This is a genomic window from Amycolatopsis sp. NPDC039088, from assembly GCF_055598845.1.
This window is the reverse complement of sequence record NZ_JBVKAE010000015.1, coordinates 17,586-38,672: the sequence shown is the minus strand read 5'-3', so window position 1 is coordinate 38,672 and position 21,087 is coordinate 17,586. Positions and strand designations below refer to the sequence as shown.

23 protein-coding genes are annotated in these 21,087 nt (G+C 69.5%); 11 read left to right on the top strand and 12 right to left on the bottom strand.

What is annotated here, in order from left to right; translation table 11 throughout:
- The first annotated feature begins 13 nt into the window (after positions 1-13).
- The 4 genes from ACZ7KI_RS20430 to ACZ7KI_RS20415 are packed head-to-tail and all read left to right on the top strand — an operon-like array spanning position 14 to position 2,998.
- A complete protein-coding gene (locus ACZ7KI_RS20430; protein ID WP_470274813.1) occupies positions 14-781 on the top strand; it encodes a putative hydro-lyase in 768 nt (255 codons plus the stop codon).
- Positions 781-1,539 carry a LamB/YcsF family protein gene (locus tag ACZ7KI_RS20425; protein WP_470274679.1) on the top strand — a complete coding sequence of 253 codons (759 nt, stop codon included), beginning with the start codon at positions 781-783 and terminating at the stop codon, positions 1,537-1,539. The genes ACZ7KI_RS20430 and ACZ7KI_RS20425 overlap by 1 nt, the downstream gene beginning before the upstream one ends.
- A complete protein-coding gene (gene pxpB / locus ACZ7KI_RS20420; RefSeq protein ID WP_470274678.1) occupies positions 1,539-2,144 on the top strand; it encodes a 5-oxoprolinase subunit PxpB in 606 nt (201 codons plus the stop codon). The genes ACZ7KI_RS20425 and pxpB overlap by 1 nt, the downstream gene beginning before the upstream one ends.
- Complete coding sequence (locus ACZ7KI_RS20415) at positions 2,141-2,998, top strand: 5-oxoprolinase subunit C family protein (protein WP_470274677.1); 858 nt, start codon at positions 2,141-2,143, stop codon at positions 2,996-2,998. The genes pxpB and ACZ7KI_RS20415 overlap by 4 nt, the downstream gene beginning before the upstream one ends.
- Positions 2,999-3,006: 8 nt before the next feature.
- On the opposite strand, the gene ACZ7KI_RS20410 is transcribed toward ACZ7KI_RS20415, so the two are convergent.
- The 3 genes from ACZ7KI_RS20410 to ACZ7KI_RS20400 are packed head-to-tail and all read right to left on the bottom strand — an operon-like array spanning position 3,007 to position 5,612.
- A complete protein-coding gene (locus tag ACZ7KI_RS20410; protein ID WP_465494296.1) occupies positions 3,007-3,660 on the bottom strand; it encodes a response regulator in 654 nt (217 codons plus the stop codon).
- Positions 3,657-4,778, bottom strand: coding sequence for a sensor histidine kinase (locus tag ACZ7KI_RS20405; protein WP_470274676.1), 1,122 nt, complete (start codon positions 4,776-4,778; stop codon positions 3,657-3,659). Before ACZ7KI_RS20405 ends, ACZ7KI_RS20410 begins: the two co-directional genes overlap by 4 nt.
- 3 nt (positions 4,779-4,781) lie before the next feature.
- Positions 4,782-5,612 (bottom strand): hypothetical protein, encoded by an 831-nt coding sequence (locus ACZ7KI_RS20400; RefSeq protein ID WP_470274675.1) that lies wholly within the window; start codon positions 5,610-5,612, stop codon positions 4,782-4,784.
- Between the two features lie 158 nt (positions 5,613-5,770).
- Here ACZ7KI_RS20400 and ACZ7KI_RS20395 point away from each other — a divergent pair, with 158 nt between their 5' ends.
- Positions 5,771-7,219 carry a multicopper oxidase family protein gene (locus ACZ7KI_RS20395; protein ID WP_470274674.1) on the top strand — a complete coding sequence of 483 codons (1,449 nt, stop codon included), beginning with the start codon at positions 5,771-5,773 and terminating at the stop codon, positions 7,217-7,219.
- A gap of 74 nt (positions 7,220-7,293) precedes the next feature.
- On the opposite strand, the gene ACZ7KI_RS20390 is transcribed toward ACZ7KI_RS20395, so the two are convergent.
- The 6 genes from ACZ7KI_RS20390 to ACZ7KI_RS20365 all read right to left on the bottom strand — a co-directional run bounded on the left by ACZ7KI_RS20390 (position 7,294) and on the right by ACZ7KI_RS20365 (position 12,606).
- On the bottom strand, positions 7,294-7,932 hold the full coding sequence (locus tag ACZ7KI_RS20390) for an alpha-ketoglutarate-dependent dioxygenase AlkB family protein (protein ID WP_470274673.1): 639 nt from the start codon (positions 7,930-7,932) through the stop codon (positions 7,294-7,296).
- Positions 7,933-8,155: 223 nt separating this feature from the next.
- Positions 8,156-9,220 carry a zinc-dependent alcohol dehydrogenase family protein gene (locus ACZ7KI_RS20385; protein ID WP_470274672.1) on the bottom strand — a complete coding sequence of 355 codons (1,065 nt, stop codon included), beginning with the start codon at positions 9,218-9,220 and terminating at the stop codon, positions 8,156-8,158.
- 10 nt (positions 9,221-9,230) lie between these two features.
- A complete protein-coding gene (locus ACZ7KI_RS20380; RefSeq protein WP_470274671.1) occupies positions 9,231-9,623 on the bottom strand; it encodes a transcriptional regulator in 393 nt (130 codons plus the stop codon).
- Positions 9,624-9,816: 193 nt separating this feature from the next.
- The gene (locus ACZ7KI_RS20375; protein WP_465502495.1) at positions 9,817-10,500 is read right to left on the bottom strand and encodes a metal-dependent transcriptional regulator; all 684 of its coding nucleotides are present in this window, start codon (positions 10,498-10,500) and stop codon (positions 9,817-9,819) included.
- A 22-nt stretch (positions 10,501-10,522) separates the two neighbouring features.
- Positions 10,523-10,972 carry a GNAT family N-acetyltransferase gene (locus ACZ7KI_RS20370; RefSeq protein ID WP_470274670.1) on the bottom strand — a complete coding sequence of 150 codons (450 nt, stop codon included), beginning with the start codon at positions 10,970-10,972 and terminating at the stop codon, positions 10,523-10,525.
- Between the two features lie 5 nt (positions 10,973-10,977).
- Positions 10,978-12,606 carry an amidohydrolase gene (locus ACZ7KI_RS20365; RefSeq protein ID WP_470274669.1) on the bottom strand — a complete coding sequence of 543 codons (1,629 nt, stop codon included), beginning with the start codon at positions 12,604-12,606 and terminating at the stop codon, positions 10,978-10,980.
- Positions 12,607-12,653: 47 nt separating this feature from the next.
- On the opposite strand from ACZ7KI_RS20365, the gene ACZ7KI_RS20360 reads away from it, so the two are divergent.
- Genes ACZ7KI_RS20360 through ACZ7KI_RS20345 form a run of 4 tightly spaced genes read left to right on the top strand, consistent with a single transcriptional unit; the run spans position 12,654 to position 15,973 of the window.
- Positions 12,654-13,397 (top strand): enoyl-CoA hydratase/isomerase family protein, encoded by a 744-nt coding sequence (locus ACZ7KI_RS20360; protein WP_470274668.1) that lies wholly within the window; start codon positions 12,654-12,656, stop codon positions 13,395-13,397.
- Positions 13,394-14,941: an AMP-binding protein gene (locus ACZ7KI_RS20355; protein ID WP_470274667.1), complete on the top strand. Its 1,548-nt coding sequence runs from the start codon at positions 13,394-13,396 to the stop codon at positions 14,939-14,941. Before ACZ7KI_RS20360 ends, ACZ7KI_RS20355 begins: the two co-directional genes overlap by 4 nt.
- Positions 14,932-15,573, top strand: coding sequence for a TetR/AcrR family transcriptional regulator (locus ACZ7KI_RS20350; protein WP_470274666.1), 642 nt, complete (start codon positions 14,932-14,934; stop codon positions 15,571-15,573). The genes ACZ7KI_RS20355 and ACZ7KI_RS20350 overlap by 10 nt, the downstream gene beginning before the upstream one ends.
- Positions 15,574-15,631: 58 nt before the next feature.
- Positions 15,632-15,973 (top strand): hypothetical protein, encoded by a 342-nt coding sequence (locus ACZ7KI_RS20345; protein ID WP_465502489.1) that lies wholly within the window; start codon positions 15,632-15,634, stop codon positions 15,971-15,973.
- Between the two features lie 95 nt (positions 15,974-16,068).
- Here ACZ7KI_RS20345 and ACZ7KI_RS20340 read toward each other — a convergent pair whose 3' ends face one another.
- On the bottom strand, positions 16,069-17,238 hold the full coding sequence (locus tag ACZ7KI_RS20340; protein WP_470274665.1) for an acyl-CoA dehydrogenase family protein: 1,170 nt from the start codon (positions 17,236-17,238) through the stop codon (positions 16,069-16,071).
- Positions 17,239-17,363: 125 nt separating this feature from the next.
- Here ACZ7KI_RS20340 and ACZ7KI_RS20335 point away from each other — a divergent pair, with 125 nt between their 5' ends.
- Positions 17,364-18,704 (top strand): cation:dicarboxylate symporter family transporter, encoded by a 1,341-nt coding sequence (locus ACZ7KI_RS20335; RefSeq protein ID WP_470274664.1) that lies wholly within the window; start codon positions 17,364-17,366, stop codon positions 18,702-18,704.
- A complete protein-coding gene (locus tag ACZ7KI_RS20330; protein WP_470274663.1) occupies positions 18,701-19,390 on the top strand; it encodes a 4'-phosphopantetheinyl transferase family protein in 690 nt (229 codons plus the stop codon). Before ACZ7KI_RS20335 ends, ACZ7KI_RS20330 begins: the two co-directional genes overlap by 4 nt.
- Before the next feature lie 54 nt (positions 19,391-19,444).
- Here ACZ7KI_RS20330 and ACZ7KI_RS20325 read toward each other — a convergent pair whose 3' ends face one another.
- On the bottom strand, positions 19,445-20,593 hold the full coding sequence (locus ACZ7KI_RS20325; protein WP_470274662.1) for an isochorismate synthase: 1,149 nt from the start codon (positions 20,591-20,593) through the stop codon (positions 19,445-19,447).
- Between the two features lie 107 nt (positions 20,594-20,700).
- A complete protein-coding gene (mihF, locus tag ACZ7KI_RS20320; RefSeq protein ID WP_005155963.1) occupies positions 20,701-21,012 on the bottom strand; it encodes an integration host factor, actinobacterial type in 312 nt (103 codons plus the stop codon).
- Between the last annotated feature and the right edge of the window lie 75 nt (positions 21,013-21,087).

Sequence of the window (21,087 nt, the reverse complement as noted above, 5' to 3'; positions counted from 1 at the left end):
CGAACCGGCGACGATGACCCCCGGCGAGGCCCGCGCCCTGTTCCGCGCGGGTACCGCCCGCCCGACCACCGGCTGGGCGAACGGGTTCACCCAGACCAATCTGATCGCCGTCCCCGAGGACTGGGCCTACGACGTCCTGCTGTTCTGCCAGCGGAACCCGCAGCCCTGCCCGGTGCTCGACGTCAGCGACCCCGGCGACCCGTCGACGCGGCTGGCGCCCGGCGCGGATCTGCGCACCGACCTGCCGCGTTACCGCGTGTGGCAGAACGGCGCGCTGTCCGGCGAGATCTCGGACGCGAGCGGGCTGTGGCGCAGTGACATGGTCGCGTTCTCGATCGGCTGCAGTTTCACCTTCGAATCGGCGCTGGCCGCGGAAGGGATCCCGCTGCGGCACGTCGACCAGGGCCGCAACGTGGCGATGTACGTGACGAACCACGAGTGCGTCCCGGCCGGGCGGCTGCACGGGCCGATGGTGGTCTCGATGCGGCAGATCCCCGAAGACCGCGTCGACGACGCCGTGCGGATCACCCGCGCGATGCCGTCCGTGCACGGCGCGCCCGTGCACGTCGGTGACCCCGGCGCGCTCGGCATCGCCGATCTCGGCAAACCCGATTTCGGCGATCCGGTCGACGCGGAACCCGGTGACGTGCCGGTGTTCTGGGCGTGCGGCGTGACCCCGCAGGCGGCGCTGATGGCCTCGCGGCCGCCGTTCGCGATCACGCACGCGCCGGGCTACATGTTCGTGACCGACAAACTCGACAGTGAGTTCAAGGTGTTCTGATGGACCTCAACAGTGACCTGGGCGAGGGGTTCGGCGCCTGGAAGATGGGCGACGACGACGCCATGCTCGACATCGTCACCAGCGCGAATGTCGCGTGCGGCTTCCACGCCGGTGACCCTTCGGTGATGCGGCGCGTCTGCGAACGCGCGGCGGAACGCGGTGTCGTCATCGGGGCCCACGTCGCCTACCGCGATCTGGCCGGATTCGGGCGGCGGGCGATGGACGTCGCACCCGCCGATCTGACCGACGACGTGCTCTACCAGATCGGCGCGCTCGACGCGTTCGCACGGGCGGCGGGGACGCGGGTGCGGTACGTCAAACCGCACGGGGCGTTGTACAACACCGCTTCCGTGGATCCGGAGCAGGCGGCCGCGGTGGTCGAAGGCATCCGCCGGTTCTTTCCCGCGCTCGCGCTGCTGTGCCCGCCGGACTCGGAAATGGCCAAGCAGGCCGAAAACGCCGGGTTCCCCGCATACGCCGAGGCTTTCGCGGACCGCGCGTACACGCCGGAAGGCCTTCTGGTGTCACGGAAACTGCCGGGTGCCGTCCTGCACGACGCCGACGAGGTGACGATGAGGGCGGTCGCGATGGCGACCACCGGCAAGGTCATCGCCGACGACGGAAGCGAGCTGACGCTCCAGCCGCATTCGCTGTGCGTACACGGTGACACGCCTGGTGCCGTCGAGCTGGCGCGACGGATCCGCGCGGGACTCAGCGCGTCGGGCGTCCACCTCGGATCGTTCCTCGAGGCCGCGTGATGCGAGTGCAGCCCTACGGGGCACGTGCGGCCATGGTCGACTTCGACGATCCGTCGGAGGTACTCGGGCTGCACGCCTCACTGGAGCAGGATCCGCTGGACGGTGTCGTGGAGCTGGTCCCGGCCGCGCGGACGCTCCTGGTCCGGTTCGACCCCGGCCGGACGCATCACGACCGGCTCGCCGGCGCGATCCTCGATCGGTCCACTGTGGACGTATCACCCCGTGAGACGGCGGAGATCGTCGTGCCGGTGCGCTACGACGGCCCGGACCTGGCCGACGTCGCGGCGGCCGCGGGTATGTCGGCCGAAGCGGTCGTCCGGCGGCACGAGGACGGCACCTATGTCTCGGCGTTCTGTGGCTTCGCACCGGGTTTCGCCTACTTGACCGGACTCGATCCGGCGCTGCACCTGCCGCGCCGGTCGAGCCCGCGCACCAGGGTGCCCGCCGGTTCGGTCGCGATCGCGGGTGAGTACACGGCGGTCTACCCGCACGCCTCGCCGGGTGGATGGCAGCTGATCGGGCGGACCACCCTGCCGGTGTGGGACGTCGACCGGGATCCGCCGAACCTGCTGGCGCCGGGCACGCGGATCCGGTTCACGTCATGACCGCGAAGATCGAAGTCGTCCGCCCGGGGATCTTCGCCACCGTTCAGGACCTCGGGCGGCCGGGGCTGGCCGCGATCGGCGTCGGCCGGTCCGGCGCCGCCGACCGCGGTTCGCTGCGGCTGGCCAACCGGCTGGTAGGGAACCCCGAGAGCCACGCGGCTCTGGAGTGCGTCCTGGGCGGCCTCGTCCTGCGGTTCTCGGCTCCGGCGACCGTCGCCGTCACCGGCGCGCCCTGCTCGATCACCGTCGGTGGTCGGGCTTTCGGCCCGGACTCCCCGATTCCGGTCGGCACTGGCGACGAACTCGTCCTCGGCATGGCCTCCCGGGGTTTGCGTTGCTATGTCGCCGTACGGGGCGGCATCGACGTCGCTCCGGTGCTGGGCTCCCGCGCGACCGACACCCTCGGCAAACTGGGCCCGCCCGTGCTGTCCGCCGGAATGACCTTGCCGGTGGGGCACCGGGTTTTGCCTCATCCCGGTGTAGACCTCGCACCCGGTGCTCCTCTGGCGGAGGAGCCGGTGCTGCGGGTGACCGCCGGGCCCCGGGTGTCCTGGTTCGTACCCGGCGCACTGTCCACTTTGATCACTTCCGCGTTCGTGGCCACCGCCGACGTCGATCGCGTGGGTGTACGCCTGGAAGGGCCCGAGCTTTCGCGGGCGCGTGACGGTGAGCTGCCGCCCGAGGCCGCCGTGCCCGGCGCGGTGCAGGTCCCTCCTTCAGGGCAGCCGATCCTGTTCCTGGCCGACCATCCGGTGACCGGGGGCTATCCGGTGATCGCGGTGGTCGAGGAGGCGGATCTGGACCTGGCCGCGCAGGTGCGGCCGGGGCAACGGGTCCGGTTCCGTCGGGAATGAGCGGTGGTTCAGCCGGGCCGCACGAGCCCGTGCCGGTAGGCCAGTGCCACGAGTTGTGCCCGGTCCCGCGCCCCGAGCTTGGCCAGCGCGCGGCTGATATGCGTCTTGGTGGTGGCCGGGCTGATGACCAGCTCAGCGGTGATCTCGCCGTTGCTCAACCCCTGCGCGGCGAGCGCGACGACCTCACGCTCCCGCGTGGTGAGCCTGCCGAACACCTCATGGTCGACCGACGTGGATCGCGTGGTCATCCGGGCGATCAACCGCCGGGTCAGGCCCGGTGACAGCAGCTCCTCGCCGCCCGCGACCACCCGGATGCCGTGGAGGAGCTGTGCCGGGTCGGTGTTCTTGAGCAGGAAGCCGCTCGCCCCCGCGTTCAGGCCGGCAATGGCGTAGTCGTCCTCGTCGAAGGTGGTGAGGATGAGGATCCGCACGCCCGCCAGTGCCGGGTCCGCCACCACCCGCCGGATACCTTCGATCCCGTCGACACCGGGCATCTGCACGTCCATCAGGATGACGTCAGGTCCGGTCGAACGGGCCAGTTCGGCCGCGGCCGCGCCGTCGCTCGCTTCGCCGACCACCGTCATATCCGGTTCGTTCTCGATCAGCACACGGAAACCGCCGCGCACCAGAGCCTGGTCGTCGGCGATGAGGACCTTGATCAAGGAACGTCCTTCCGGATCGGTATGACGCACCGTACTTCGAATCCGCCCTCGGGCAGGGCACCGGCGGTCAGTGTCCCGCCGAGCTTCTCCGCTCGTGCCTGCATTCCCGCCAAGCCGTGCCCGCCGACCGTCGTGACCGTATCGCCGGGCTTCCCGTTGTCGCGCACTGTGATCTCCAGGGTGTCGGCATAGACCAGCAGCACCTGGACGGTAGTCGCGCGGGCGTGCCGCCGGACGTTGGTCAAGGACTCCTGGATGATGCGGAAGGCCGCCAGATCCACGGCCACCGGCACCGCCCGGTCCTCGCCGCGCACCACCAGTTCGACGTCGATCCCGGCGGTGTCGAGCAGTTTGTCCAGCTGCGCCAGGCCACCGGTGGCCGTGCGCAGATCCGGTGACCGCATCGCGCCGAGCAGGACCTGCACCTCGGCTAGCCCCTCATCGCTGATCCGCTTGATCGTGTGCAACGCGTCGGCGGCCTGCTCGGGTTTGCGTCGCATCACGTGCACGGCGACGCCGGCCTGTACGCTGATCGCCGCCATCGTATGACCGAACACGTCGTGCAGATCCCTGGCGATCTCCAGCCGTTCCTCGGCGGCTTGCCTGCGGACTCCAGCGGAGCGCGCCTCGGCGATCTGTTCGGTCCGCTCGCGTGCGCCCGCGGCGAAGGCCCGGTGGGAGAACACCGCCGCGCCCAGTGCGGTCGCGGCGGCTTCCAGCGGGACGGCGTTGAACACCTGGTCGCCGAACCATTCCCCGTCGAACGCCAGCCGCACGGTCAGTACCGTGACGGCGGCGGTCAGCAGGCCACCCACCGCTCCCGCCTTCCACCCCCGGTGCGCGGCGAGCGTGTAACAACCGATCAGCGGCGCGATGGTGATCAGCCTGCCGTGGTAGTCGAACAGGAACCACGCCGCCGTGATCAGGTTGACCGTGATCAAACAGCCTGCCGGAAACCGCCGCCGTACCGCCACGGCGGTACCGGCGGCCACCGTGAGCAGGACCGCACCCCAGTCCAGCGGGCCGGACGGTCCCGGCGGCCCCACCTCGAGCAGGCTGGCCGCCAGCACCAGGACGACGAGCCCGGCGCTCAAGGCGATGTCGGTGGCACGTGGCACGTCCTACCCCTTCACTGTGATCAGCGCGCGCATTCCCCGCGCCGCGAACATTGTGCTCGTCCGCAGATCGCGAACCCAGGTGACCACCGCGTATGCGCCGGGCGGCAAGGCGGTGGACAGGGTGGCGGATCGTCCCGGCGACATCGGGACCACGCCCGTCGGGCCGCCGGTGAAGGGCGATTCGGCCGGGTAGCGCCCGGCGTCCACCTCGGTGAAGAACGCGTCCAGGTCCGTCAGCGAGGTTCCAGGGCGCACCGGCATCAGCATCGCCTCGTTGTACTGCCGCGAAAGGTTGACCACTCGGACCGGGCCGTTCAGCACACTCGGCGCCAAGAACCTCCCGTCGGCCATGGTGATGTGCGCCGATGGTTCCGGAGCGGCACCGGTGTTCCCCGGCAGCACCCGCACCGGACGCACCCGACGGGCCAGGTCGGGGAGCCCGACGTCGCGGAAGTCGACCAGGTAGTAGTCGCCAGGCGAGACATGGAGTGTCGCCGACGCGGATACGTGTGCGACGGCGACGCCGCCGAGCATCTCCACGTCCCGTGTCACGGCCTTGCCGCCCTCGACCGGGTCGTCACCGAGTGCCCGCTCCAGATCACCGAGGTACCGCTCCAGGGTGACTCCCGGTCGCGGCCGGACCAGTCCCAGCCACGCCCCCGCCGGGTCGGTGGACCGCGCCCGCAAGGTCACTCGCCCGGCCCGCAACGTGCGCGGTGCGTCGAACCCGTCCGGGGTGACCACGATGTCGACGTCCTGGCGGGAGGACGCTTGCGCCGGTGGGGCGATGGCCAGCAGGGAGGCGGCGAGCAGCGGAATCAGAAGTCGTTTCATGGCGACGACACTGCCGGTCGGGAGCCGGTAACCGCGTCGGCCCAGCGAGGACACCCCGCGCCTACCTCCAGGGGATGACGCTACCGCCGGGGATGTACCGCCGAGTTGCCGTTCCGGGCCGACGTGCCCGGCCTGGGATTCCCGCAGGATTCGTCACCATGAGACGACGCAGCTTCCTCGCCCTGTCCGGACTGGTGCTGGGCCTCGCGCTGACCGGATGCGGTGGCGCGGAAGGCAACGCGGGCACCCTCACCTTCGCCACCCCACTGCACATCCCGCCCGTGCTCGACCCGGCCCCCGGTCCGGACGGCGTCAAGCGTTTCCCGTTGCGGCTCCAGGAAGGACACACCGAGTTCCTGCCGGGGAAGCCCGCGAGGACGTGGGGCGTCAACGGCGGCTACCTCGGCCCGACGCTGCGCGCCAAACGCGGCGACCGGGTGGCGATGGCGGTGACGAACACCCTCGGCGAAGCGAGCACCCTGCACTGGCACGGAATGCGGCTGCCCGCGGTGATGGACGGCGGGCCGCATCAGATGATCCAGCCTGGCGGGACGTGGAGTCCGGAATGGACGGTGGAGCAGCGGGCCGCCACGACCTGGTACCACCCGCATCCACACGGATTGACCTCGCGGCACGTCTACCGTGGTCTGGCCGGGATGTTCATCCTGGACGACGACCGGCCGAGCGGCCTGCCCGATTCCTACGGTACCGATGATGTCCCGCTCATCCTCCAGGACAAGAAGTTCGGCGAGAACGGCGAGCTGGCGGAAAACTTCGGCGGTACCTTCGGTCTGCTGGGTGATCGAATCCTGGTCAACGGCACCTACGATCCGTTCTTTCGCGTCACCACCACCCGTGTCCGCTTCCGAGTTCTCAACGGCTCCAACGCGCACGTCTACAACATCGGGTTCGCGGACGAACGCAAGTTCCATGTCGTCGCCAACGACGCCGGCCTTCTCGACAAACCCGTTGCCGTGCAACGGTTCCAGATCAGTCCCGGCGAACGGTTCGAGATCGTGGCCGAGTTCGCCCCCGGCGAGCAGGTGTTGCTGAAGGGCTTCGACGGTGACTCCGAGATCGAAGACGGCGACTACGACCTGCTCAAACTCGTCACAGCGCCGCAGCTCTCCCCGTCGGCCGCGCTCCCCGGCAAGCTCGGGGATTCGGGGCTGCCGGTCGAGGGCAGGACGGTCCGTCGCTTCAGGCTCGGCGGGGACGAAATCAACGGGCAACAGATGGACATGGCCCGCATCGACGAAGTCGTCCCCGCCGGCGCGCACGAGATCTGGGAGCTGGACAACATCACCTTCTCGCACAACTTCCATATTCACGAGGTGACGTTCCGGATCCTCGACATTGACGGCGAACAGCCACCCGAGCACCTTCGCGGCCCGAAGGACACGGTGTTCGTACCCGGCAAGACCAAGGTGCGGCTGGCCGTCGAATTCGGCCGCCACGTCGATCCCGCGACGCCGTACATGTACCACTGCCACATTCTGAAACACGAGGACAAGGGCATGATGGGCCAGTTCGTGATCGTCGAGCCGGGAACCGAGGCCGCCACACCTCGCACCCTCTCGATGGCGGGCCACCATGGCCACCGCTAGAGAAGTGACTCCGTGAAGCTCGCGTGAGAGACCGGGAGCGGACGTCACGTGCCCCGGCCGCAACTCGCGTGTACTTATACCGACGGACGCGACGCAAGACCCGAAACCCGCAAAGTGAGGTTCAGCCGTCCCGTCAGCCCCAGTGCCGGGTCGGCGGTCCCGGGCAGCACCCGCGGCACCCCGTGGTAGGCCAGCCGCGACTCCCCGCCGAACACGAACAGATCCCCCGACCGCAGATCGACGTCCGTGTACGGCCGCCCGCGGTTCTCCGTGTTCCCGAACCGGAAGACGCACGCGTCCCCCAGGCTCAGCGAGACGACGGGCTCCAGCGACGCCTCGTCCTTGTCCTGATGCAGTCCCATCTTCGCGGCGGAGTCGTAGAAGTTCACCAGCGCGATGTCCGGCTCGTACGGCGCCGGACCATAAGCGGCGGAAACCGCCCGCCGCCCGAGATCGCCCAGCCACGAAGGAAACGGAAGCACCGGGGAGCCGTCGTCGGTCACCCGCGAATACCGGTACGGGTGCCAGTGCCAGCCGAGGCAGACCGTCCGCACGGACATCACGCCGCCGTTCGGCAACCGTGTCCGCCGGTAACCACGCCAGCCGCGACAGGCTTCGACCAGACGGCGTTGCGCGTCGAAATCGAGCCAGTCGGGGATATGCACGGCACCGGGTGCGACTTCGGCACGCGGGCGAGGGATCAGCGCGTCCACGCACCGAGTCTGTCAAACGTCGGAGCGAGGCCGAGCGCCGATGATCCGGTGGCCTCGAACCATGACCCCGGCCGCGGCGAACCACCTCAGGACCCGCTGGAAGAAGCGCGGGCGAGACGGAGTGTCCGTGACTGTCACAGCGGGAAAGGTGGCACATTTAGCCGAGAGAAGCCACCTTTCGGACTACTCCGATCGGCCGGTTGACCACACCGCGTTCACCCGGTCACAGCGAATCACCGAATTCGACCACGGTCACCCCGGCCTGAGCGGGGACCGGGTCGTTCATCGCCGCCAGCACCGCGGGGACGTCGTCGAGGCCGACCCGCTTGCCGATCATCCCGGCGAGATCGATCCCGGCGGTCTCCACCACCCGCAGCATCTCGGGGTACTCGTGCGCTTGCAGCCCGTGGATGCCCACGATTTCCAGCTCCCCGCCGATCACCCGGTGCATCGGGATCGGCGCGACGCCCTGCGCGGGCGGCATCAGGCCGGCCTGGACGTGCCGTCCGCGTTTCCGCAGGCTGCCGATCGAGGCAGCGCAGGTGGTCGGCGAGCCGAGGCAGTCGAGTGAGACGTGCGCGCCGCCGCCGGTCAGGTCGCGGACGTGCGCGGCGACGGCTTCGTGGCCTTCGAACGCGGACGCGTCCACGGTCACGGCCGCGCCCATGCGCGACGCCAGCGCTCTGGCCTGCGGAGACGGGTCGACGGCGACCACCGAAGCGCCTGCCGCGACGGCGAGCAGGATCGCCGAGACGCCGACCCCGCCGCAGCCGTAGACCGCGACCCACTGGCCAGGCCGGACCCCGCCTTGGCGCAGCACCGCGCGGAACGCCGTCCCGAACCGGCAGCCCAGCGCGGCCGCCTCGGCCGCGGACAGCGAATCCGGCAGCGCCACGAGGTTGACCTCGGCGTTCTCGATGGCGACGTACTCGGCGAACGAGCCCCAGTGGGTCGCGCCCGGCTGGAACTCGCGGTCGCAGATCTGCTGGTCACCGGCGGCGCACTGAGCGCAGGTGCCGCAGGCGCAGACGAACGGGACGGTCACGCGGTCCCCGACCGACCAGCCGCGGACGCCCTCGCCGAGCGACGCGATCCGGCCGGCGAGTTCGTGCCCGGCGACGTGCGGCAGCTTCACCGACGCGTCGTGACCCTGCCAGGAGTGCCAGTCGCTGCGGCACACCCCGGTCGCGTCGACGGCGATCACCACCCCGCCGGGCGGCACGGACGGATCCGGCACCTCGCGTACCTCGGGCAGTACCCCGAACTCCTCGAAGACGACCGCCCGCACCGGCTCTCCTCTACGTCTCCCGGCCTCGCTGCATCACCAGGCTCTCGCCGGGCACCGTACACCGGCCCGCGCGCCCGCGCGGCGAGCGCGACGGCCGCGGTGAGCCCAGAAGCCGGGACAGGGAGTCCGACGGCACCCCGAGGACCTCCTCGAGATTCTTGAGCACCAGCAGGGATTCCGGCCGTTCGGGGCGACAGCGCCCGGACTGCCAGTGACTCAACGTCGCGAGACTGACCGAGCACCCCCGCCCGCGCAGCCGGTACCGGATCCGGTCGAGACCGAGACCCCTCGCCCTGATCGCCGCTCTGAGGGCGTCCGCGAACGGCCCGTTCTCCAGCAGCCGCCTGAGTTCACGTCCTTCCGCTACCCCCCGGTCGATGGTGTGTGTCCGCTGACCGGTCATTGTCATCGCCTTCGTACGCTCGCTAGCCACCCGGAATAGCGCAGCCTAGGCGCGCGAACACGTGATCGGAAGGGCCTTAGATCACCTATCCGCCCGGCAGGCGGGTGACGTGTCGCGGGCGCGAATTATGCAGGGACGTAGGGAAAATTCCCACCGCGCGGCCCGGCCGAAATGTGTCCACAGTGGACACGGATCAGCGTAGCTCGACCGACAGCGCCTGCGCGATCTCCTTGCCGATGGCGTGCGTCGCCGCGTCCGGCGGCGAGCCGACCTTGACCACCATCGGGCCGCCGAAGGGCTGGCGCTCGACGACCTCGATCCGCTCGCCGAGGCCGATGGCGTGCTCGGTGAGGTAGCGCAGGAGCTCCGGATCGGTGTCCCAGACGCGGACGATCTCGCCGACCGCGCCGGGCGGGAGGTCGTCGAGGATGCGCATCGGCAGCTCCTCGACGCTGCCGTCGGGGGCGGGGATGGGGTCGCCGTGCGGGTCGCGTACCGGGTTGCCGAGTTTCGCCGCGATCCGCTCGACGAGCCTGTCCGACACCGCGTGTTCGAGCGCGTCGGCCTCGGCGTGCACTTCGTCCCAGGTGTAGCCGAGCTCGGAGACCAGGTAGGTCTCGATCAGCCGGTGGCGGCGGAGCACCGAGCGGGCGAGCAGCCTGCCTTCGGTGGTGAGTTCGATCCCGCGGTACGGGACGTGCGCGACCAGCCCCAGCTGGGACAGCTTGGTGACCATGCCGGACGCGGACGACGGGCTGACCTCCAACCGTCCGGCCAGCGACGTGTTGGTGACGGCCTCACCGCGTTCCACCAGCCCGTAGATCACCCGGACGTAGTCCTCAACGGACGACGACCTGCGGCTTGCCCCTTCACCCATACCCTGGAGTTTACGGCGTGGCTCACCCCGCGTGCGGCCGCCAGCGGTACCGGATCCAGCCGGGGACGGGTTCGGCGCCGAGCTGGGCGTAGAACGCCTCACCCTTCTCGTTGCCCTCCTGCATGTCCCATTCGACCCGGCCCGGCGTGCGGGCGCTCAGCTCGTCGAGCAGCTCCCGCCCGAGGCCGAAGCGGCGGTGGTCGGGGCGGACGAACAGGTCGTCGAGCCAGATCCCCGGTTTGGCCTCCCAGGTGGAGAAGTTCCAGCTGCAGAAGGCGAAGCCGGCGATCTTGCCCGGCTCCCCCGGCGGGGTGGCGAGCAGCACCCATGCCTTCGGATCGGGCCCGAAGAGGAACCCGGCCATCTCCTGGCGGTCGAGCTTCAGATCGTGTTTGTCCTCGTAGACCGCGTGCTCCTCGATGAGCGCGCAGATCTCCTCGATGTCGTCCGCGACGGCGTCCCGTACCGGCATCCGTTTCAGCTCCGTTCGTAGACGATGTCGCCGCCGACGGCGGTGGCGACGACGTGGATCGAATCCAAAGTGGACTCGTCGGTCGGGTCGGCCGAGAGGACGGCGAAGTCCGCGAGCTTGCCCGGCTCCAGCGTGCCCAGGTCCTTCTCGGCGAAAGCGGCGTACGCGGAGCCGTAGGTGTAGGCCCGCAACGCCTCGGCCGGGGTGAGCCGCTCATCGGGACCCAGCACCACACCGGACGCCGTCTTCCGCCGCACCATGTCGGCGAGCGCGAGCAGTGGCGCGCCTTCGACGACCGGCCGGTCCGAGCTGGCGGGGAGCACGCATCCCGCGTCGAGCAGGCTCTTGAGCCGGTAGCACCACGGTTCGCGTTCGGGGCCGAGCGCGGCCCGCATCCCGTCGCCGATCTCGTTGACGAACCGGCCCTGTGGCGAGGCGATGAGCCCCAGCGAGGCCAGTCGCTTCAGCTCCTCGGGCCGCAGCACCGCGCAATGCTCGATGCGGTGCCGGTGATCGGGCCGCGGATCCGCCTTCAGCGCGGCTTCGTAGGCGTCGAGCACGACCGTGATCGCGCGGTCGCCGATGGCGTGCGTCGCGATCTGCCAGCCTGCCCGGTGCGCGGCGCCGATCGTCCGCGCGATCTCGTCCTCCGGCACCTGGAAGTAGCCGACGTTGTCCGGCTCACCTGCGAACGGCTCGTGCATCGCGCAGGTGCGGCCGATCAGCGAACCGTCGGCGAACAGCTTCATCGCGCCGATCCGCAGCCATTCGTCGCCGAAACCGGTGCGCATCCCCAGGTCAAGACCGTACAGCGCTGATGGCTCCTCGGCGGGAAAGCGTGCCTCGGAGCGTGCTCCGGCGTCGAGGTCGTGCAGCACACTCGCCGCGACCATGACCGTGCTCCGCACCCGCAACACCCCGCGGTCGCGGGCGAGCTGGTAGGCGGCGAGTTCGGCGGGGGTCTCCCCCACCAGCCCCCCGCCGATCCCGGCCTCCTGGACGCTCGTGATCCCCTCGGCCAGGTACCGCTCGCTCGCCCGGTCCAGGCCGCGCGCGACGGTTTCCACCGGCGTCGGATAGGTCAGCGGCCGCAGCAACAGCTGGGCCTGCTCCCGCAGGAGACCGGTCGGCGAGCCGTCCCCGTCGCGGACGACGTCGCCGCCCACCGGCACCTTCGCCAGGTCCAGGCGCTCCAATACCGCCGAGTTGACCACGGTCATATGCCCGGACGTGTGCTTGAGCCGCACGAGGTGACCCGGGGCCGCGCGATCGAGCCCCTGCCTCGTCGGATGGCCGCCCACGAGCTTGTTTTGGTCGTAGCCGCTGCCGATGATCCAACCGCCCGGCGGGGTGTCGGCCGCGCGCCGCGCGACGGCGTCGTACACCTCGTCCACGCTGCGGCAATCGGACAACGGGACGTCGTCGAGCGCCATCCCGAACCAGGCCATGTGGTTGTGCGCGTCGTGGAAACCGGGCACCACCACGGCGCCGCCGAGGTCGACCCGGCGTTTTGCGGAAAGCGCTGCCGCATCTTCGCCCAACGCGACAATGCGCCCGTTCAGTGCCGCAAGCGCTACGGATTCCTCCGCTCCGGTGAGGAACCGAGCGTTCTCGTAGACCGTGTCGACCCGCATGAATCCGACCCTATCGATCGATCGATCGGTCGTCTAGGCTCGGCGTCATGAGCACCGTGGACTACGCACTCGACGATGGCATCGCAGTGATCTGGCTGAATCGCCCGGAGCGGCTCAACGCGGTGGTCGCCGAACTGGTGGACGACCTGCTGGAGGCGCTCGACGCGGTCGCCCGGTCCGACGCGCGAGCGGTGGTGCTCGCCGGTCGCGGACGCGCCTTCTGCGCCGGGCACGATCTCAAAGAGCCCACCCCCGAGGGTGATTCACGCCCGCGACTCGACCGGCTACAGGACGTGACGCGCCGCCTTCGCGGGCTCCGCCAGCCGGTCATCGCCGCGGTCCACGGCTACGCGATCGGCGCGGGCGCCGAGTTCGCGATGGGCTGCGATCTGATCCTCGCCGCCGACGACGCGGTGTTCGCCTTCCCTGAGGTCTCACTGGGTCTGAGCGTCACCGGCGCGGCCTCACGGCTGCTGCCGCTGCTGGTCGGCCCGCTGAAGGCCAAGGAACTGCTCCTGCTGGGTGAGCGGGTGAGCGGTGCCAAGGCGCACGAACTCGGCCTGGTCAACGCCGCCCTGCCCGCCGGCGAGCTGATGGACACCGCGCTCGACTGGGCGGGCCGGATCGCCGCCCATCCGGCCGCCGCGGCCACCATGGCCAAACGCGCCCTCGATTCCGGCATCGACAGTTCGCTCGACGCCGCACTCGAACTGGAAGTCAGCCACGCGCTGATCACCGAACACTCCGCCGCCGTCCTCGCCTCGGCCGAAGCGTTCCGGAGCCGCACATGACCTCGCTCGCCGGGATCGACACCCTTCTCGGACTGACCACCCGCGCCGCGGCACTGTGGCCCGACAAGACGGCGTGGATCTTCGACGCCACCGGCGAACGCTTCACCTTCACCGACGTCGACAGGCGCAGCACGGCGTTCGCCCGCGCGCTCCTGGACCTCGGCGTCGAACCGGGCGACCGGGTCGCCGTGATGCTGCGGAACCAGCCGGAGTTCCCGTTGCTGTGGCTGGCGCTGGCCAAGATCGGCGGCGTCCTCGTCCCGGTCAACACCGGCTACCGCGAGTTCGACGGCGCCCACGTGCTCCGGCATTCCGGCGCCAGGTTCGCCGTCGCCGCCGAAGAGTTCCTGGAGCTGCTCGGCAAGATCGCGCCGGAGACCGCGCTGGAACGGGTGCTCACCCCCGGCGAACTCGGCGAACCGAGCGGCGCCGACGTGACCTTCGCGACCGAAGGCGAGCGTCCGGTCAACATCCAGTACACGTCGGGCACCACGGGCGCCCCCAAGGGTTGCGTCCTGCCGAACCGGTACTGGACGACCCTGTCCATCAGCCTGGCTACGGACTTCCCCATGATCGGCGCGGACGACGTCATCCTGACCGCGCAACCGTTCCACTACATCGATCCACAGTGGAACGTCGCGCTGGGGCTCGCGGGCGGCGCGACACTGGTGGTGCTCGACCGCTTCCATCCGTCCACGTTCTGGGAGAAGGTCCGCGAACACGGCGTCACCTGGTTCTACTGCCTCGGCCTGATGCCCACGCTCCTGCTGCGGCAGCCGGAAAGCGAACTGGACACCGCGCACCAGGTCCGCGCGATCTGCGCGTCGGCCATCCCGCGCGACCTGCACGCCGCGCTCGAAGCCCGCTGGAACACGCCGTGGTACGAGGCCTTCGGCATGACCGAAACCGGCGGTGACATCCGGATGTACCCGGCGGATCACGAGGAGACGATCGGCACCGGCTGCCTCGGCAGGCCCGCGCCCACCCGCGAGGTGATGATCGCCGGCGCGGACGGCAAACCCCTGCCGCGCGGCGAAACCGGGGAGCTCCTGATCCGAGGGGTCGGCCTGATGCACGGCTACCACGACGACCCCGATGCCACCGCACGCGCGTTCGAAGGCGGCTGGTTCCACACCGGCGATCTGGCCACAATGGACGTCGAGGGCCGCGTGTACTACGTGGGCCGCACCAAGGACATGATCCGGCGCAGCGGCGAGAACATCTCCGCCGACGAGGTCGAACGAGCCCTTCAGCTGCATCCGGCGGTCAAGCTCGCCGCCGTCGTCGCGGTACCGGACGAGATCCGCGGCGAGGAGGTCAAGGCGTACATCGTCCTCGACGAAAACGAGGGACACGAGTGCGAACCGGCCGAACTGGCGGAGTTCTGCTCGGCGAAACTGGCCTACTTCAAGGTTCCCCGCTTCTGGGCGGTGCGGGAGGAACTGCCGATGACCCCGTCGGAGCGGGTCGCCAAGGGCGAGCTGAAGAAGGTGGCCGACCCGCGTGCCGGGTCGTGGGACAGGACCACCGGCTCATGGCTGTGACCACCCGCGAAAGGGTCCGCCAGGCGGCGGTGAAACTGTTCGCCACCAAGGGTTTCCACGGCACCGGCATCCGGGACCTCGCCCAGGAGGCCGAGCTGTCGTCGGCCAGCCTCTACCACTACATGGGCACCAAAGAGGATCTGCTGGTGGCCATCATGAACGAGTCGCTGCGACGGCTGCTCGACGCGGCGGAGCAGGCGACCGCCGGACTGGCCGATCCCGTGTCGCGGCTCGGATCCCTGGTGGCGTTGCACGTCCTCGCGCACGCCATCCAGCCGGATGACACCCGCGTGGTGGACAACGAGGTCCACGCGCTCACCCCCGGCGCCAGGGCCGAGGTGGTGGAGCTGCGCGACGCCTACGAACGGCTGTGGGCGGACGCCATCGAAGACGGTGTCGCGGCAGGGGTCTTCCACACCGATCAGCCTTCGGTCACCCGGCTCGCGCTGGTGGAGATGTGCAGCGGGGTCGCGCGCTGGTACTCGCCGCACGGGCCGCTCACCCTGGACCAGCTGGCCTCGCACTACGCGGAACTGGCGCTGCGGGCGCTCGGCTGCGCCGCCCCGCTGGGGCCCGCCCACCTGCAAAACTGCCGTGAAGTGGTCTCAGGAGTGTGGCGAGTGCCCGTTTAACGGCGACTCCTACCCGGTACGCCTTGCTCAGACGGCTTGTCTGGGGGACGCTCGAAGGGTGACTGAGCAAACGATCCAACTCGAACTGGACGACTCGGGTCTCTCGCCGGCGTTGCCGGTGCCTTCGAACCCCCGTGATCAGGTGCAGGACGTCCCCTACCGCCCGGTGGGCTTCCGCGACGACGACCTGCCCACGGCGCTCGAACGGTGCGCGACATGGCTACGCCAGGCTCAGGAGTGGCTCGGGGAACCGGTCGACGTACTGGCCGTCCATCTCGACTACGACGACCGCAAGGGTTCGCCGTATTACGACGTGAAACTTCTCTGCAACGAAGAGGACCTGGCCGGGGTCCCGATCGCGATGCGGAACCAGAAGGACGACGACGAGGACGAGAGCTAGAGAGACCGACGCGACGAAAGGTCCTTTCCTTGCAAATTTTGCAAGGAAAGGACCTTTCATCGCACTTGGGCGGCTCAGGCAGGGCCGGGCACGGGTCAGCCCAGGGTGCCGCCGACCTTGACGTGCCCCTTCAGCAGGTTGCGGGCGATGGTCCGGCGCTGGATCTCGTCGGTGCCCTCGTAGATCCGCAGCAGCCGCAGTTCGCGGTACCACCGCTCGACCGGCAGTTCCCGCGTGTAGCCCATCCCGCCGTGGATCTGCAGGACGCGGTCGACGATCTCGTTCGCCTTCACCCCGCCGTAAAGCTTCGCCATCGACTGCGCGTGCCGGGAATCCAGCTTCCGGTCGACCTGCCAGGCGGCGTGCAGCACCAGCCAGCGCAGCGCCTCCAGCTCGACGCCGGAGTCCGCGATCATCCACTGGATCGCCTGGCGCTCGGCGATCTTCTGCCCGAACGTCTCCCGCGTGTTGGCGTGCTCGATGGCCATCGAGATCAGCCGCTCGCACGAACCGATCGCGCGGGCGGGCAGCAGGTAGCGGCCGGCGCCGATCCACTGCATGGCCAGATCGAAACCGTGGCCGAGCTCGCCGAGGATCTGCGTCTCCGGCACGCGGACGTCCTCGAAGACCAGTGACGCCGGGCCCCATTCGCCCATGGTGTCGATGTACTCGGACTTCCAGCCCGCGTCGCGGTCGACGAGGAAGCAGGTGACGCCGCCGTTCGCACCCTTCTCCGGGTCGGTGATGGCGAAGACCATCACGAAGTCGGCCTCGTTACCGCCGGTGATGAAGGTCTTCTCGCCGTTGATGACCCAGTCGGTGCCGTCCTTGCGGGCGGAGGTCCGGATGGCCTTCGCGTCCGAGCCCGCGCCGGGTTCGGTGATCGCGAAGCAGGATTTGCGCTCGCCCGCGATCGTCGGGAGCAGGTAGCGCTCCTTCTGCTCGTCGTTGGCGTAGTACAGGATGTTGTCCGCCGTGCCGCCGAAGCGGAACGGGACGAACGTGCGGCCGAGTTCGGCCTCCAGCAACGCCGTCATCACCGCGGACAGGCCCATGCCGCCGTACTCCTCGGGCGTCTGCACGCCCCAGAACCCGGACTCCTTGGCCTTCAGCTGCAGCTCGCGAAGCTCGTCGGAGGTGAGGCCGGGCTGACCGGCGCGTTCGCGGCGCAGCACCTCCTGCTCACGCGGCATCAGCTCACGCTGGACGAACGTGCGGACCCAGTCGCGCACTTCGCGTTCCTCGACGCTGAGAGAGAAATCCATGGTCGGCCCGCTCCTCCTCGACATTACTAAGCGCTTGCTTAGCCCAGCGTACCGCTTAGGTTGTCGAACACCGAGGACCTGTCATAAGTTTTCGCAACCTGTTCTCGTCTCGTCGAAGGGCACCCATGAGCACGCAGGAACCCGCGACGAAGCGGGACCGGACGCATTACCTCTACCTGGCCGTGATCGCCGCCGTACTGCTCGGCATCGCGGTCGGCATCCTGTTCCCGGAATTCGGCAAGGAACTGAAGCCGCTCGGCACCGGCTTCGTGAACCTCATCAAGATGATGATCTCGCCGATCATCTTCTGCACGATCGTGCTCGGCGTCGGCTCGGTGGCCAAGGCCGCGAAGGTCGGCCGCGTCGGCGGGCTCGCGATCGGCTACTTCCTGGTGATGTCGACGGTCGCGCTCGTCATCGGCCTGGTCGTCGGCAATCTGCTGCAGCCCGGCGCCGGACTGCACCTGACCCCGGAGATCGCCGAAAAGGGCCAGGACCAGATCGCCAAGAGCGAGGGCACGGTCGACTTCCTGCTCGGCATCATCCCGAAGACACTGGTTTCGGCCTTCACCGAGGGCGAAGTGCTGCAGACGCTGCTGGTCGCCCTGCTCGCCGGGTTCGCGCTGCAGAAACTGGGCACGAAGGGCGAGCCGATCCGCCGCGGCATCGAGCACATCCAGCGGCTCGTGTTCCGGATCCTCGCGATGATCATGTGGGCGGCCCCGATCGGCGCGTTCGGCGCGATCGCCGCCGTCGTCGGCAGCACCGGCTGGAAGGCACTGCAGAGCCTCGCGGTGATCATGCTCGGCTTCTACATCACCTGCGCCCTGTTCGTGTTCGTGGTGCTCGGGCTGCTCATCGGCGTACTGGCCAGGGTCAACATCTTCAAGCTGCTGAAGTACCTCGGCCGCGAGTTCCTGCTGATCCTGTCGACGTCGTCGTCGGAATCGGCGCTGCCGCGGCTGATCGCGAAGATGGAGCACGCCGGCGTCTCCAAACCGGTGGTCGGCATCACCGTGCCGACCGGGTACTCGTTCAACCTCGACGGCACCGCGATCTACCTGACGATGGCGTCCATCTTCATCGCCGACGCGCTCGACAAACCGCTGACCATCGGCGAGCAGATCTCCCTGCTGGTGTTCATGATCATCGCGTCGAAGGGCGCGGCCGGGGTCACCGGCGCCGGGCTCGCGACGCTGGCGGGTGGGTTGTCCTCACACCGGCCGGAACTGGTCGACGGTGTCGGGTTCATCGTCGGCATCGACCGGTTCATGTCGGAGGCCCGCGCGCTGACGAACTTCGCGGGCAACGCCGTCGCGACCGTGCTCATCGGCACCTGGACCAAGGAGATCGACCGCGAGCAGCTGGACCGGACCCTGAACGGCGAGTCGCCGTTCGACGAAGCGACGCTGCTCGATGAGAATTCGAGTGAGGCCGGTGTGGAATCGGGTAAGAAGGAGACGTGATCGAATGTGCGGTCCGCTGGTCGGAGCCCCTGCCCGCTGAACCCCGGTTCATGAAGCTGCTCGACAGGCTCGAGCAGGGCCGGTACGACACCTATCGCCAGGACATCGACAAACGCAGGTTCCTGACCGGCCGTGTGCTGGCGAAGACCATCACCGCCGAGCGGCTCGGTCTGGCCGTCGAGGACGTGAGCTTCGACGCGACCTGCGACGACTGCGGCAAACCGCACGGCCGCCCCAGGGTGCCCGGCGCGCCGCTGATGCTGTCGATCTCGCATTCCGGCGACCTCATCGGCGTCGCGGCCACCGCGGGCACCCCGGTCGGCCTCGACGTCGAGACCGCCACCAGGCGGGCCGACGATTCGCTCATCGAGTACGCGCTGAGCCCGGCCGAGCGGGCGGCGGTGTCCGGTCTGCTCCCCGAACAGCGGACGACGGCGTTCTTCACCTACTGGACGCGCAAGGAAGCCGTCATGAAGGCCACCGGGAAGGGCCTGAAGATCCCGCTGCAAAGCATCACGTTCTCCGGGCACGACGAGGAGGCGCGACTGGTCTCCTCGGGCGACCCGGCCCTCGACCCGGCGCGGACGCGGCTAGTGGACCTGAAGGCGGCCGAGGGCTACCGGGCCGCTGTCGCGCTCCTCACTTCCGACGAGATCTCGGTGAGCGAGACGCGTTTCGTCCTCTAGATGCGGTACTTGCGTGTGCAACTACCGCATTCAGAGGACTAAACGCGCGGGGAGCTAGACCTCCAGGCCCATCGCGGCCAGCAGGGTGCGGAACTTCGCCGACGTCTCGTCCAGCTCGGTCCGGGGGTCGGAAGCGGGCACGATGCCGCCACCGGCGTACAGCCGCATGGAGGTGTCGGCGATCTCCGCGCACCGGATCCCGACGGCCCATTCGCCGTCTCCGGCCGCGTCGACCCAGCCGACTGCGCCCGCGTAGTACGCGCGATCGAACGGTTCGAGCTCCCCCACCAGCGAGCGGGCCGCGTCGGTCGGGGTGCCGCAGACGGCGGGTGTCGGGTGCAGTGCGGCGGCAAGATCCAGTGCGGTCACGTCCTGGTCGAGCAGCTCGCCGGTGACGGTCGTCGAAAGATGCCAAATCGCCGGTGTCGAGACCAGTTCGGGACCGCGGACGTCGAGCGTGCGGCAGAACGGCCGGAGGATCTCGACGACGGATTCCACCACCACGGCGTGTTCGAGGTGGTCCTTTTCGGACGCCAGAAGCGCCTCACCGTTGGCCTTGTCGATCGCCGGGTCCGCCGACCGGGGCATCGACCCGGCATGCGGCCGCGACAGGACGGAGCCGCCGGTGCGGGACACCAGGAGTTCGGGGGTGGCGCCGACGAGCGTGCGCCCGCCGGGAAGCTGCACGGCGTACGTGGTGTGCCGGGGGTTGCCGTTCGCCAGGTTCCGGACGACGTCGGTGACCGGAACGGCTTCGGCGAAATCGAGGTCGAGCGCGCGGGCCAGCACGACCTTGCGCAGGTCGCGTTCGCCCAGCGCCGAGACGGCCGCGCGGACGGCGGCCAGATGCGCCTCCGGTTCAGGCACCGGAGTGACCTTCACCGGCTGCGGAAGCGCGGTACGCGGCGGTACGACGGCCTGGCCGGACGACGCGCGATGGACCGCGCGCGGCAGGACCAGATGTCCCGGCGTGGACGTGCCCTCGCTGGTGTCGAAGGGCAGCACACCGACCGCGATCGGGGCACCCGACTCGGCGAACAGCCCGGGCAGCGCCCGGGACAGCCGCGCCGGATCGGTTTCGGTCGCGGTGGCCGCGGCCCCGCTCGCGAGGAGCGCGTGCCGCGCGGTGGCCAGGAGGAAGTCGCCCCGCTCGTAGCGGGCGGCCAGGTCTGCCGGGGTCGCCGGTGCGGTACTGGTCGTCACCCCACCAGCCTCCCAGGCTCCGGCTGAGACCAGGGGAAAGTGTTGCCCGGGCAACAGCCTCTCCGGCAACACCTTCCCTTGGACAGCCCGTGATCTGGGCGGAAGCGTTACTTCAGCGCCTCGAGGAGGGCTTCACGCTGCCGCTCGCCCAGGCCGGCGGCGCGCCGGTCCGGGTCGATGCCGGCCTGCTCCAGCAGGGCGGCGACCTTGACCGCGCCCAGGCCGGGCACGGCCTTCAGCAGCTGCGTGACCTTCGTCTTGCCGATGGTCTTGTTCTCCTTGGCCTGCTTGAGCACCTTGTCGATGCTCTCCTTGCCGGACTTGATCGACGCAAGCAGCTCGGAGCGCGCCTTGCGAGCCTCAGCCGCCTTGGCGAGGGCATCGGCGCGCTGCTCCGGAGTCAACGTGGGCAGAGCCAACGTAGTAGTCCTTTCATCTCAGGTCTCCGCTTTCGCGGCCGACGGCCATTTACCCGTGCTTGCAGCCGCAAGCGC

What these genes read in the sequence shown, in the direction of transcription:
- ACZ7KI_RS20340 (WP_470274665.1), bottom strand. Translation starts at nt 17,238, where the DNA reads ATGGATTTCTCTCTCAGCGTCGAGGAACGCGAAGTGCGCGACTGGGTC.
- ACZ7KI_RS20425 (WP_470274679.1), top strand. Translation starts at nt 781, where the DNA reads ATGGACCTCAACAGTGACCTGGGCGAGGGGTTCGGCGCCTGGAAGATG.
- ACZ7KI_RS20355 (WP_470274667.1), top strand. Translation starts at nt 13,394, where the DNA reads ATGACCTCGCTCGCCGGGATCGACACCCTTCTCGGACTGACCACCCGC.
- ACZ7KI_RS20370 (WP_470274670.1), bottom strand. Translation starts at nt 10,972, where the DNA reads ATGCCGGTACGGGACGCCGTCGCGGACGACATCGAGGAGATCTGCGCG.
- ACZ7KI_RS20415 (WP_470274677.1), top strand. Translation starts at nt 2,141, where the DNA reads ATGACCGCGAAGATCGAAGTCGTCCGCCCGGGGATCTTCGCCACCGTT.
- ACZ7KI_RS20400 (WP_470274675.1), bottom strand. Translation starts at nt 5,612, where the DNA reads ATGAAACGACTTCTGATTCCGCTGCTCGCCGCCTCCCTGCTGGCCATC.
- ACZ7KI_RS20375 (WP_465502495.1), bottom strand. Translation starts at nt 10,500, where the DNA reads ATGGGTGAAGGGGCAAGCCGCAGGTCGTCGTCCGTTGAGGACTACGTC.
- pxpB (WP_470274678.1), top strand. Translation starts at nt 1,539, where the DNA reads ATGCGAGTGCAGCCCTACGGGGCACGTGCGGCCATGGTCGACTTCGAC.
- ACZ7KI_RS20380 (WP_470274671.1), bottom strand. Translation starts at nt 9,623, where the DNA reads ATGACCGGTCAGCGGACACACACCATCGACCGGGGGGTAGCGGAAGGA.
- ACZ7KI_RS20335 (WP_470274664.1), top strand. Translation starts at nt 17,364, where the DNA reads ATGAGCACGCAGGAACCCGCGACGAAGCGGGACCGGACGCATTACCTC.
- ACZ7KI_RS20350 (WP_470274666.1), top strand. Translation starts at nt 14,932, where the DNA reads ATGGCTGTGACCACCCGCGAAAGGGTCCGCCAGGCGGCGGTGAAACTG.
- ACZ7KI_RS20360 (WP_470274668.1), top strand. Translation starts at nt 12,654, where the DNA reads ATGAGCACCGTGGACTACGCACTCGACGATGGCATCGCAGTGATCTGG.
- ACZ7KI_RS20395 (WP_470274674.1), top strand. Translation starts at nt 5,771, where the DNA reads ATGAGACGACGCAGCTTCCTCGCCCTGTCCGGACTGGTGCTGGGCCTC.
- ACZ7KI_RS20365 (WP_470274669.1), bottom strand. Translation starts at nt 12,606, where the DNA reads ATGCGGGTCGACACGGTCTACGAGAACGCTCGGTTCCTCACCGGAGCG.
- ACZ7KI_RS20430 (WP_470274813.1), top strand. Translation starts at nt 14, where the DNA reads ATGACCCCCGGCGAGGCCCGCGCCCTGTTCCGCGCGGGTACCGCCCGC.